Below are 13,200 nucleotides of genomic sequence, written 5' to 3'. Positions count from 1 at the left end.
AAGTATAAGTATAAGTATAAGTATAAGTATAAGTATAAGTATAAGTATAAGTATAAGTATAAGTATAAGTATAAGTATAAGTAAGCCCCTACGCGTAAACTTTCCCTGATAGCATGCTTGCCGCCAAGCTGCTCGTGGCTTGCAATCCGCCTCGCCATTAACAGTTTCAGGATTACAAAGCCCCGAAGCGCAGCGGGTATAAGTATAAAAAACTCGCCGCCTTTATACTTTCCTGTTCTCCCGGAAGACTGTTGTGGAGCTGTGATTTGTTTCAGTCAGTTTTTCTTTCCGGAGCTGCTGAATGATTCTGATGAAGTTATTTTCTGCTTCTGAATATTTACGAAGCAGCACAAACTGGTTTTGCGCCCGCACCAGGTTATGAGAAGGGTACGAGGTAGCATAATAAATATCGCCGTTTAAAAAATCTGCCAGGAACCGGATAGCCTGCATATAGATCATGAATTTGCCGGCATACAACAGCAGTTCCTTTTCAGCATCTGTCAGTACGGCAGCCATCTCTGCAAAATAACCCTGGATTATCGCCTGAAAATAATCTTCGCGCACGGTAATTTTGTCAAAATCCTGTTCTTCCTCGTTGGCCGGCGAAAGGTAGGTGCGCATCATATCGCCCAGGTCGCTGATAAAATAGCCCGGCATCACGGTATCCAGATCTATAACACACAAGCCCTTGTCGTTGCCATCGAATAGCACATTGCTGATCTTGGTATCGTGATGAATCACGCGTTGCGGGATGGTATCGTCTGCTACAATCGACTGATATGTTTGCACAAGGTGCTGCTGCGCGTAGGCATCTTCAATGGCTTGATTGGCCGCGGCCAGCCTCTCTGCGGTTGCTGTTCTGTGCGCCTGCTCGAACTGGGTAAAACGCAAGGCAAGGTTATGGAAATCGGGCAACGTATACTTTAGCTCCGCTGCATTAAAGCCATCGAGCAACTGGGTAAATTTGCCAAATTGCCGTGCCGCCTCAAAAGCCTGCTGCCTGTCGGTAACGGTATCAATGGTATGCGAACCACTGACATACGGCGCTAGGCGGTAAAAATCACCTGCCCCGTCCTGGATAAGATACGCTCCGGTTGTGGCAGCAATTGGAGAAACAAACAGGTAATCGGGCGCGTGTTCAGCTAAAAAATTTCCTATTTTCAGGATATTGTCGGAAATATCCTGCGGAGACTTGAATACATTGCTGTTGATTTGCTGAAGAATATAGGCATTGCTTTCGCCGGTAACCTTCCAGGTATGATTTATCAAACCTGTGCCCAGTTTTTGTATGCTGTATTTTTCTGCTGCCAGTCCAAAAGAGCTTAATATTTTGTTAAGCATAATTATATTATTTTGTTAGCCAAACATACTTAATTAATTGCTTAACTCTCTGCGCAAACGTTTGAGTAGCTTGGATAAGAATGGTTTGCCAAACCGGCAGCGCATTAGCTGAGCTGCTGTTTTTCGTTCTCAATAAGTTGTGATTCAATGGTAACCTGATAAAAAGCCTGCTGTTCGCCGCGCTCTCTCCCTTTACTGCTCAGCAAATCAAGTAGAATTTCAGCAGCTTTCTGCCCTTGCTGATAGGGAAACTGCTCCACAGAGGCAATGGGTGTAGAATCCATGTACTTTATCAGCGGCAGGTTGGCATAACTTACAAATTCAATTTCTTTGTTCAGGTGAAGGTTTCGGACATGTTTAAGAGCATAGAGCGACACATAATCATTAAAGGTTACTACGGCTGTTACTTTTCTTCTACTCGACAAAAGTTCATCAAACGCTGTTATGGTGCTTTGTTCCGTCAGGTCGCAGGTTACTACCAGCGAGGGATCAAATTTTAACCTGTTTTTCATCATAGCGCAGATATAGCCTTCGCGCCGCTCGCTGCTGGCATGCAGGGTAGCCGGGCCATTTATCATCCCGATAGCCCGGTGTCCTCTTTTCAGGAGGTAATTTACAGCTTCAATGGTGCCGGTAATCATGTTAGAGGCAACATAATGTATATTCTGAATAGGAGGGATGCGATCGAAAAACACAACAGGTATATTATACTGGCTTAACCTGTCGAAGTGCTCAAAAGACGAGGTGGTTTTGGCTACTGACACCAGCAGGCCGTCCACGCGGTGGTTTTTCATCTTCTCCACCAGTTGCTTCTCTTTTTGCTCGTCATCATGCGACTGTGCCAGCAGTACGGTATAGTTTCTTTTATAGGCTGTATCCTCAATAGCACTGATGGCGGATGAAAAAAAGGCTTCCGAAAGCTCGGGTAAAATGACGCCAAGGGTATAAGTCTTTCCCTTCTGAAAAAAGACCGCCGTCTGGTTGCGCTCATAGTTTAGCTCCTGGGCAAGCCGCTTCACTTTTAGCCGTGTGGGCTGGCCAATGCTGGGATGATCGTTCAGGGCACGGGAAACAGTGGAGGCAGAGATATGCAGGACTCTGGCGATCTCTTTTATGGTAACAGGCTTTTTCGACATCTAATGCAATAAAGTATGCCTTTAAAGATACACAGAATGTTAGAGAAGCTAAAAAGTTTGATACTTTCCGGCAATAACAACCGAAGAAACTGGCTTAAACAAACGTTTGCGTTGATTTAGAGCCCTGTAGAATTGTGAGAGCCCGTTTTTAATTTTTACCTTCCAAATAATCTTCCGGCAGGTATTTTCACTTTTGCCAAATTAATTCTTTAGCCATTTAACCAAAAAAGTATGAGCAGAATTTACAGAAGAAACGCATCGGCTCCCGGCAGGGCTGTTCGATTGCTTAAAGTGTACCGGCAAACCCTGCCGCTTTTGGCAGGCCTGTTGTGTTTGCTTATCGCTGTGGCGGGACCGGCGCAGGCGCAGACAGCCTCCGGCAGGCAGCCCATAACCGGCCAGGTGACAGATGCGCAGGGGCAGCCACTTATTGGCGTAACGGTTTTAGTGAAAAATACTTCTATCGGCACGGCCTCAGATGCAGATGGCAGGTTTACAATTAACGCCGCCCCCGCCGATGTGCTGCAATTCTCTTATGTAGGGTATGAGACCAAAGAGGTGCCGGTAGGAAACCAGACGACATTGCAGGTAAGTATGGCGACAGATGCCAAGAGCCTGGAGGAAGTAGTGGTGGTGGGCTACGGTACCCAGAAGAAATCGGAGCTGGTCAGCTCGGTATCAGTGGTGAGCGGGGAAGATCTGCGCGACGTAACCAGCAACAACACCGCTGCCCTGCTGCAGGGCAAAGCCTCGGGCGTGGTGGTGTCCAGCGCCAGCGGCCAGCCAGGCACAGCGCCTACCATCCGCATCCGCGGCACGGGCTCTATTACCGCCGGTGCCGAACCGCTCTATGTAGTGGATGGCGTAATTGGCGGAACCGCAAACCCCTCAGACATTGAAAGTATAACCGTGCTCAAAGACGCGGCCGCCACCGGACTTTACGGCTCCAGGGCTGCCAACGGCGTGATCGTGATTACGACCAAGCGCGGCAAAGCGGGCAAAACACAGGTTTCCTACAATGGCACCACCGGCATCAGCCAGCGCATGGGCAGCCATTTTGAGGTGATGAACGGTCAGCAACTGTTTGATTATACCAATGGGCTCTACCAGAATGATTATGCCGGTAAACGGGCCAGCTACATTGCAGAGCTAAGTAAAACAAATCCTAGTCCGTCAGAAGCTGACATTAACGCATACCTGACATCAAAGAATCTTCCGCTGACCTATGCAGACTATGTAAGCGGCGTGCTACCGGCACAGCCCGGCAATACCAACTGGCTCGACGAGGCCTTCCGGACAGGCACCATAAACAGCCATCAGCTATCGGCATCGGGCGGCTCTGAGAAGACCAGATTCTATCTGAGCGGAACTTATTTCCAGGAGCAGGGCACGGTGATCAATACCGACTATGAGCAAACCAACTTCCGTGTCAACATCGACCATGACATCAATGCTGACGTAACCGTAACGGCTCGTGTAAACGCCCTGTTTTCCAACAGGAACAATGATCCGACAGGAGCCATTTACCAGTCTTACATTAACCTGCCCTGGGATAATCCCTACAATGCTGATGGTACCATCCGGTATGTAGACTCAGGCACAGAGGGATGGTATGGCCGCGACAGAAGCAATTTCCTATACACCAGCCAATACAACTATGACCGGCAACGGGGACAGGCGCTCACCGGCGATCTGAAACTGGAGTACCGCATAACTGACTGGCTGGCATTCTCCACCACCAACCGATATAGCACGTCAAACTACCGGGCAGAGTCGAATAACGATCTGCGCACCTCCGGCGGTGCGGCCGTAAACGGCGAACTCAGCAACTCATACTGGTACGAAAACAGCTTTCTTACGTCTAATTTGCTGACGCTGAACAAGGCGTTCGGGCTGCACAATGTGCGCGGTATTTTGGGCGCAGAGTACCAGGCCAACTATAACGACGGCATCAACGCCACCGGACAGGGCATCTTTCCGGACCTGGAGATACTGGATGCCGCGGCCACGCCTTACCTGATTGGCGGTTATAAATCCGAGAACAAGTTTTTGTCGGGCTTTGTGAACGTGGATTATGATTACAAGAGCAAGTATTTTGCGACAGCCTCCTTCAGGCGGGACGGATCCTCCCGCTTCGGGGCAGACAAGCGCTTCGGCAACTTCTACTCGTTTGGGGCTGCCTGGGACATTGCAAGCGAGGACTTCTTCCAGGGGCTTTCCGGTACGGTAAACCAGCTCAAGCTGCGAAGCAGCTACGGCGCTACCGGCAACGCCGACATCAGCGACTTTTCGGCCCTCGATCTCTACGAGTTTAGCGTGCAGTATGCCAACCAGCCCGGCGGCTTTCCACGCAGGCTGGTAAACCGCGACCTAACCTGGGAGAAGGCTTATACTTTTGACATAGGCGTAGACATTGGTTTGCTGAACAGAATAGATGTTGCCCTGGACTTCTACAACAGAACAAACAAAGCCATTCTGCAGGATGTGCCGCTTTCATCGGCCACCGGATTTTACTTTCAGACACAAAACATCGGCTCCGTCCGCAACAGGGGCATCGACATTGAGGTAAATAGCCAAAACCTGAAGGGTGCTTTTGCTTGGGAGACCAGCCTTAACCTGTCTTTTAACCGCAACAAGGTGCTGGAATTATACGGCGGCCAGCCTATAGACAGAGGTAGCCAGCGCGTGGAGGTGGGCCGGCCCATCGAGTCATGGTTTATGAGAGACTGGAAAGGCGTAGACCCCGCAACCGGCAACCCGCTTTGGCTGTTGCGGGAGTATGATGACGCCGGCAACATTGTGAAAGATACTGTGACCAGCAGCTACAACAGCGCGACCCGGGTGTATACCGGCACCTCTACGCCCAAATTCAGCGGCGGCATCCGCAATACGTTCAGCTATAAAAATTTCACGCTGGATGCCTTTATAAACTTTATTTACGGCAACAAAGTGTACAATTACAACAGGGAACTCTTTGATTCCGATGGCGCTTACCCTACCTACAACAGCATGGTGTTACAGGATGGCTGGAGCCGCTGGGAGCAGGAAGGTGATATTGCCACACACCCCAGGCCGGTGCTGAACGGAAACAGAGCCTCGAACAAAGTGTCGTCACGTTACCTGGAGGATGGCAGCTACCTGCGGCTGCGCAACGTAACCTTGTCCTACGACGTGCCCACCGCTTTTGCAGGCAAGCTGAAACTGCAGTCGTTGCGGGTATTTGTGAGCGGCGACAATCTCTGGACGCTGACAGACTTCTCAGGGCTGGACCCGGAGGTGGACGTGACCTCAGGCTCCTCGGCAACCCGCTATCCTAGCAGCAGAAAGTTGTTGTTGGGTCTAAACGTCAATTTTTAATCTTTACGCACTACAGTCATGAAATATAACCTGAAACGATACTTTTTCCCGGCACTGCTGAGCACTGCCCTGCTGGCCGGCTGCTCCGATGATTTGGAAGTAGAGCCTTATAACGGGCTGACCTTCGAGCAGACAGTTAACACCCCCGAAGGCCTGCAAGCTGCCACCATTGGCAACTATAACTACATAAAGGATAGCTACTATGTGCGTAATTATCATTTTATGGCCGAGTACCCCAGCGATAACGTGGCACTGAGCGGCACCACCACCGACCCGCTGTTTTATGCCTACAATTACCAGCACCTGAAGTCGATGGCTGTTACCAATAACTTCTTCCGGAAGGCCTATCAGGCCATTTACGGGACGAACGTGGTAATCGAAAATCTGGAAGAAGGGCAGTCTGCTGAGCTGGACCAACTGCTGGGCGAGAACTACTTCTTACGCGCCATGATACATTTCGATCTGGTAAACGTATTCGGGCGGCCTTATGCGCCTGATGGCGGGGCCTCGCCAGGCGTAATGATCCGCGACAATACCGACATCAACGAATTGCCGCCGCGCAGCACCGTAAAAGAAACATATGAATTTATCATCAGCAATCTGGAGAAAGCAGCCTCGCTGATGGGAAGCGAAAAGAACAGCAGCTTCGCTTCCAAAGAAGTTGCTTACGCACTCCTGTCCAGGGTATATTTATACATGGAGGAGAATGAAAAAGCCATTGAGTACGCCAACAAAGTGATAGATTCGGAGCGCTATTCTTTGGTGAGCACCGCCAACCTGCCAAAATATTTTACGCTCCCGAATGAGTCTAACAGCGAAACCATCTTTGCCATTAAGCATACCCTGCAGGACGACCAGGGCTGGGGCTCGCTTGGCTCCATGTACCTGAGCGACAACGTGGGCTATGGCGAGATGTACGCATCCGAGAGCTACCGCAACCTGATAGACAAATTCCCGCAGGACCAGCGTGAAGCCTTTATTGTGCCGGTATACGAGAAAAACGCTGACGGTTCTGTAAAGACGGGGGCAGATGGCAAGCCGGTGCTGGCCAGACGGAACGGTTATCCCAAGTATTACATCACCAAGTATTCTTACCAGGATGGCGTAGTGACGCTGAGTTCGCCGGTATACCTGCGCCTGGCAGAAATGTACCTGAACCGCGCAGAAGCCAATGCCAAACTCGGTAACGACCAGGCCGCGCTGGATGATGTAAACCTAATCCGGCAACGGGCCGGCTTATCCGGAGATGCCTTGTTCTCTCCATCAAACATGATGGGCTATGAGAGCGTGCTGGACGTGGTGCTGGACGAGCGGCGGCTGGAGTTTGCCTGGGAGGGCCTGCGCAAGTTTGATGTGTTCCGAAACAAGCGCGACATGGTGCGTAATTATCCCGGCACACATGTTCCTTCTGGCGCAACCGGTCAGGTTATCCCCTATACAGATCCCCGTGTCGTGTTTTTCATTCCTGAGCAGGAAATAATTCTGAATCCAAACTTAGTGCAGAACCCGTAACGCAGGCTTATCAGGAGATAGTGCAGAATCAGAGAGGTAATACCTTTTCTGGTTCTGCACCATTTTTAATATTTCTTTGTAAATAACCCTTTCCAAAGAAATTAAATACAGCGTTTATTGTTCGATCCGTTCAGATACAACAGCTTTTTTCTCGCAACTTAAAGCACCAGCACTGCCTTCCTGAACCAAGCTGCTCTAGTGCTTACAAGGCTTTCCTAAAGCGAACTGCTCCGAAATTTAAGCATCTCAGGAGCCTGCTTGCATCCATAATTTGGACTGTTTTAATAGCAGCCAGATCTCACTGTAGAATATACGGAATAAAAAGTGCGCTTAAGCCTGTGCCTCTTGCCGAACGTTGTTCAGTTTGTTTACATTCCTGAAGAAGATTATGGCTGTCAGCAGTGCCAACGCAGCCAAACCGGCCCATGCTGTCATGATGATCTGCGGACTATCTGCCACACCAAGTTCATGGTGCTTCAGAATGATGCCATAGAGCGCCCACATACCAACCAAACCTACAAATGGATTTGCCCTGGTGAAAACAACAAACACCATGATTAAAGTAGCCACCACAATCATCATAGCAGTCCAAAGGCCATCATCCAGGCCAAAGCCACCCCATCCCAAACCGACTAAGGCAGAACTGATATTGGCAACCGTAGCGATAATGATCCAGCCAAAGTATAAACCCAGCGGCACCTGCGTAAACCATTTAGAGGCTACAGAGCGGCTGGCATTGAAAATGCCCAGCCGCAGGTGCATGGCCAGCAGCGTGGCCAGCTGAATAAGTATGAGCACCACCGAAATGACCAGCCACTCGTTTACCCAGGCAATAGTCCAGAAACCGGTTGCCAGGTTGTTTGCCATAAATAAGTAGCCTGACCGTTGCAGGTCTATGTTGGCGTCATGATCAGCGGGCGCTTTATATGCTTTAATTAAATGGTAGATACAGAAGGCGGCTAGCGCCAGGTAAATTATGCCCCAGATTGAAAAGGTAATGCCTGCAGGCGTGAACAGCGCCGGGTACTTATCGGATACATCGCCAATAGTCTGGTTATTGAAAAGCTTCAGTTGCGTTAGTTGCGAAGGCACCAGGTGCAGCAGAAAGAACAGCGTGTTCAATACGGCCAGTGTTTTAGCGTTTTTCATAGTTCAGGGGCATTGTTTCCGGGGTTACAATTATGCAATCAATTAGAATTCCACTATAAAGCCCAGGGTGGGCACCAGGTTGCCGTCGTTGTTTTCGAGTATGAGGGGGATGGCATTGCTGCCGTCGGGGCGCAGTGGGTTTCCATCAGTGGTGGCAAAGCCAGTGTTGTCTTCGTTTCGTTGAAAGGTATAACGGTCGAAGCCCGGCGTGTTGCTGGCAAGCACGTTGGCCACATCCAGGAACAGGTCCAGCGTGATGCGGTTGAAGTTCCACTTCTTGTCGATGCGCACGTCGAGCTGGCTGAAGGGCTGCAGGCGCTCAGAATTAAGTTTGTCATAATCCAGAATGCCTACACCGAGCGAAGCATAGTTTCTGCGGGAGGCCTCCAGGTCAAATGGTGTAGCGGGTGCGCCGCCGGCAAATCGGTACTTGGCCCCGAACTCCCAGTTGCGCGGCAGCTTTTTGCCCAGCAAACCCGACATCAGGTGGCGGTAATCCCAGGCGCTGGAAACATACTGCCCATCCAAACCGGCGAACTCACTCACCACATAAGTATAAGACAGCACGGAGAACACGGTGCCTGTCAGTTTCTTCTGCAGGTAGAACTCTGCGCCGTAAGCCCTGCCTTTCCCGTTTGTAACCACAGCCTCATTGCCGATAGCACCAAAGTCGCCGCCCTGGTTTGCCAGCGAAATTCCATCCCGAAGCGATACAGGATAGTTGCTGTAATCTTTGTAGAAACCTTCCAGGGTAAAGCGCAAATCCTGGCGCGGCAGGAACTCGGTGCCCAGCACGTAATGGATGGCTTTGATGTAATCGGCTTGCTTGTTCAGGTAGGCCCCGTTCTCCTTGTAACCTAAAATAGTATAGGGAGGCAGTTTGTAGTAAATTCCTGAAGAGGCGCTGATACTCCACTTATCATTTAGCAGGTAGGATATGGACAGGCGCGGCGACAGCGTTTTCAGTGGGTTGTTACCATCACTGGTAAAGGAATTCATATCAGTTCGGATACCCAGCGACAGCCCCAGTTTGTTATCTAGCACTGATTTGGAAACCTGCCCGAAGGCTCCGTAACGGAAAAAATCCAGGTTGGTATTATAGTCCAGCGTCACGCCCGGCTGCACCAGGTTGTTTGCTTCATCGCGCAGCTCTTTCCGGATAACACTGAAAATATCATTCGTAAACTGCACATACTGCCCCGATACGCCATAGGCATACCGCCAGCCGTTTTTATACTTGTTCACGTCCAGGCGCAGCTTGTTCTCGGTTTCGCGGGAGCTGGTGTTCAGTGTCAGTTCCCGGCTTTCTCCTTGCCGGGCAGCTTCATACTTGGTCAGGGAGTTGTCGAAGGCATTGCGGCTCAGGGCCAGGTTTACATACCCATCGTTTACCAGTCTTTTCATAGCCACGCCGGTGGTGTAATTCCATTGGTTGATGTAGGGCGTGGAGCGCAGGATATACTCATTTTCCGGCGTGCTTTCGCGCGGCACGCCAAAGGCAAACTCATCTATCGCTCCAACACCTATAAAAGAGATTGAAGTTTTATCGTTGATTTTATGGTCTACTTTATACTGAAAATCCCAGTAATTGGGGCGGATGGGCAGGTCGAGCAGCTTGAACAGGAACTGCAGGTATGACCTGCGCGCCGACACCAGGTAAGTTGTTTTTGACCCCACTGGGCCCTCTAAAGTAGTGGCGAATTCCGAACCGCTCAGGCGCACATTGCCGGAAAAACGCTCGGGGTTGCCGTAGCGCTGTTTGAATTCAAATACCGACGACAAGGCATTGCCGTAGCGCGCATCAAAAGCCGAAGAACTCAGTTTCAGGTCTTCTATAAACGAAACATTGAGTATACCTGTAGCGCCGCCGGAGCTGCCCTGCGTCGTGAAGTGGTTGATGAGCGGAATCTCGATGCCATCCAGGTAATACACGTTTTCGTTGGGTGCGCCCCCGCGAATAATCAGGTCGTTGCGGCTGCCGCCGCCGGTGCCGTTGGTGGCCACGCCCGGCAATACCTGCACCACCTTCGAAATATCGAAGTTGCCGCCAGGGTTGCTGCGAATCTCTTCCGCAGTAAGGCTTTGCACCGACAACGGCGTAACCAGGTCGGCCACAGCGGCACTTTGGCTGCGGTTAGTTACTACTTCTACTTGTTGTAACGCACTGGCAGCCGGCGCCAGCTCAAAGTTGAGTATCTGCACATTGCCCGCCGTTACATTCACATTAAAACGCGACTGCGGCTGGTACCCGATATAGGAACTCTGCACAGTATAGCTACCCACCGGTATGCCCTCTATCCTGAAAGCGCCATTTTCATTGGTTACGGTACCAAGCTGCGCTTCCACTACCTGTACTGATACGCCAATCAATGGTTCCTGAGTATTGCGGTCCCGCACGGTGCCGGTGATGATGCCGCTTTGCGCCAAGGTAAGTGAAGGTAATAAGAGAACTAACAGAAGTATGAATCTCATGAATGTATTAATTCGCGTGATGCTTTTATGACAAGCTTTCTGCTGGATTGTTTAAAGTTGCCGCTGAAATGATTTTAGATTCAGTACGCAGGTTGTGCTGCAACACCTTTCAAAGTAATACCCCGATCAATTTAATGAAGAGCATGTAGCAACATTTTAGTTCTGCAATTGGCTTGTAAATGGAATCCTGCTGAGTGTACTGCGGGCGTGGTGGGTCTTCTGTAGCCGATAGGGCTACACAGCAAAGGTGTGTATTTATTGCAATAGCATATTAACTCTGAATGACCTCGTATGTTTGCGGTCTTGTTTGCGGATGCGGGAATTACGAATAAGTTGGGCTTTTTATAATTCGTGAAACAGCGGTTTCAGCGAAAAAGAAAAGCAGCTTTGAAACTGACTTTTCCCTCTTAGTAGACCGAAGGAGTGAATTATCGAACTTTATCTACAGAGATTTAGAGGCTGTGGAGAAGTATTTGCAGGTGGGAGAGGAAAGTTAGAATCATTTTAACAATAGCCATTTATAGACAGATTATCATAACATCTGTTATGGAACTATAAGTGCTTTAAAAAAGAAGAATAACAGCTTTGTATAATTACGGATGCCGGTAAGCTACTGATAAAGTTTGTAAATATGAGGAATGTCCTTTACCGTTGCAGCGTCTAACCAGCCAGAAGAGGCATTGTGACTACCGGTTGTGAGGCTTTATTTAAAAGCAGGAAATGTTCATTGGTTTACTCATCGCTAATTCGTCTTATTGCGTCTATTGGTGTTGTATGGAGCAGATAAGGCGTTGACTGTAGTCTGAGCGTGCAGTTGTCTCGTGTGAGTGGTAAATTGGGATTCAAAAGACCTGATACCACCAAATGAAGAAGTTCCTATACGTTGCCGCCGCCTTGCTTGCATCTTCCTGTTCGACGGAGAATGATTTGCAGGATACCCTTTACGATGTAGCAGAGTCCAGTGCCAACATGGCCTTAGATTCGCTGCACAATGCTGTAAACAAAGAACTTGAACGACATACAGGCATAGATTCGCTGGTTACAAAAATGAAAGCAGCCGATACTATAAACCTTGAACGCGAAATAGAACAGGAAATAATAGAGCAACTGTCAAAGTAGCTTACCTGGTTATCACAGAGAGCCAGTATTTCGCACTTAACAGTGAGCATGCTTTCTTGTTGCCATAGAACAAATACCCTAAAAATATTATTGGCTAATTAAGTTAAGATAAACACCCATGGAAGTAACAGCCTCATTCTGGATAGGCTTCAACGTATTCGTGCTCCTGATGCTCGCGCTCGACCTGGGGATTTTCAACCGGAAAGCGCATGTCGTTTCTGTGAAAGAAGCATTGACCTGGTCGGGCGTCTGGATTAGCCTAGCCCTGACTTTCAATGGCCTCATTTACTATTGGTTTGGTGAGGCTAAAGCTGTGGAATTTCTGACCGGCTACCTTATCGAGAAATCACTGAGTATAGACAATATATTCGTGTTTGTGCTTGTTTTCGGTTATTTCCAGATACCTGCCATTTATCAGCACAAGATCCTGTTCTGGGGCATCCTCGGGGCGCTGGTCATGCGGGTAATCTTTATATTCGCCGGCGTTGCCCTCATCCAGCAGTTTCACTGGACCATTTACATCTTTGGCCTCTTCCTGATTTATACCGGCTACAAAATGTTTACTGAGAAGGGTACGGCAATCGATCCGGCAAACAACCCGGTCATAAAGTTTTTCAGAAGAATGATGCCGGTCACCAACCAATTGCACGGGGATAAATTCTTCGTGAAGCTGGACGGCAAGCGGTACGCGACCCCGCTGTTCCTTGTGCTTATCCTGATTGAAACCACCGACCTGATTTTCGCGGTCGACAGCATTCCGGCGATACTGGCTATTACACAGGACCAATTCATCGTCTATACGTCAAACGTTTTCGCTATCCTGGGCCTGCGTTCGCTGTATTTTGCCCTTGCCCACGTGGTTGACCGCTTCGTATACCTGTCCTACGGGCTGGCCATCATACTGGCATTCGTAGGCCTGAAAATGGTGATGGTTGATATCTACAAGATTCCTACTTTCATATCGCTGCTAGTCATCGCTTTGATTTTGACAGCCAGTATTGTACTGTCCTTCAAAAGAACCAAGAAGACAAACGTGTGAAACGGGAAAGTGACAGATGAAGAAATGCCTTTTGTTACTTTTGTGTTACTCTGGAAATGAAAACCCGCTCAACAT

Annotated in this window: 8 protein-coding genes; 4 read left to right on the top strand and 4 right to left on the bottom strand. The window is 49.3% G+C overall.

Features of this window, described 5'->3' with window-relative positions; translation table 11 throughout:
• Nucleotides 1–222: 222 nt before the first annotated feature.
• Together I2I11_RS17845 and I2I11_RS17840 are read right to left on the bottom strand one after the other, a co-directional pair.
• Complete coding sequence (locus I2I11_RS17845) at nucleotides 223–1,341, bottom strand: phosphotransferase enzyme family protein (RefSeq protein WP_196269096.1); 1,119 nt, start codon at nucleotides 1,339–1,341, stop codon at nucleotides 223–225.
• A 104-nt stretch (nucleotides 1,342–1,445) separates the two neighbouring features.
• Complete coding sequence (locus tag I2I11_RS17840; protein WP_196269095.1) at nucleotides 1,446–2,477, bottom strand: LacI family DNA-binding transcriptional regulator; 1,032 nt, start codon at nucleotides 2,475–2,477, stop codon at nucleotides 1,446–1,448.
• Between the two features lie 231 nt (nucleotides 2,478–2,708).
• Here I2I11_RS17840 and I2I11_RS17835 point away from each other — a divergent pair, with 231 nt between their 5' ends.
• Together I2I11_RS17835 and I2I11_RS17830 are read left to right on the top strand one after the other, a co-directional pair.
• Nucleotides 2,709–5,834, top strand: a complete 3,126-nt coding sequence (locus I2I11_RS17835) for a SusC/RagA family TonB-linked outer membrane protein (protein WP_196269094.1) — start codon at nucleotides 2,709–2,711, stop codon at nucleotides 5,832–5,834.
• Between the two features lie 18 nt (nucleotides 5,835–5,852).
• Nucleotides 5,853–7,346 (top strand): RagB/SusD family nutrient uptake outer membrane protein, encoded by a 1,494-nt coding sequence (locus I2I11_RS17830; protein WP_196269093.1) that lies wholly within the window; start codon nucleotides 5,853–5,855, stop codon nucleotides 7,344–7,346.
• Nucleotides 7,347–7,676: 330 nt separating this feature from the next.
• Here I2I11_RS17830 and I2I11_RS17825 read toward each other — a convergent pair whose 3' ends face one another.
• On the bottom strand, nucleotides 7,677–8,495 hold the full coding sequence (locus tag I2I11_RS17825) for a hypothetical protein (RefSeq protein ID WP_196269092.1): 819 nt from the start codon (nucleotides 8,493–8,495) through the stop codon (nucleotides 7,677–7,679).
• 42 nt (nucleotides 8,496–8,537) lie between these two features.
• Complete coding sequence (locus tag I2I11_RS17820) at nucleotides 8,538–10,967, bottom strand: TonB-dependent receptor (RefSeq protein WP_196269091.1); 2,430 nt, start codon at nucleotides 10,965–10,967, stop codon at nucleotides 8,538–8,540.
• A gap of 864 nt (nucleotides 10,968–11,831) precedes the next feature.
• Here I2I11_RS17820 and I2I11_RS17815 point away from each other — a divergent pair.
• Nucleotides 11,832–12,086 (top strand): hypothetical protein, encoded by a 255-nt coding sequence (locus I2I11_RS17815; protein WP_196269090.1) that lies wholly within the window; start codon nucleotides 11,832–11,834, stop codon nucleotides 12,084–12,086.
• A 118-nt stretch (nucleotides 12,087–12,204) separates the two neighbouring features.
• Nucleotides 12,205–13,125 carry a TerC family protein gene (locus I2I11_RS17810; protein WP_196269089.1) on the top strand — a complete coding sequence of 307 codons (921 nt, stop codon included), beginning with the start codon at nucleotides 12,205–12,207 and terminating at the stop codon, nucleotides 13,123–13,125.
• Nucleotides 13,126–13,200 lie beyond the last annotated feature (75 nt).

This window comes from Pontibacter rufus (assembly GCF_015694705.1).
GTDB lineage: Bacteria > Bacteroidota > Bacteroidia > Cytophagales > Hymenobacteraceae > Pontibacter > Pontibacter rufus.
The sequence above is the reverse complement of the archived record's forward strand: the minus strand, read 5'-3'. Positions and strand labels throughout refer to the sequence as shown.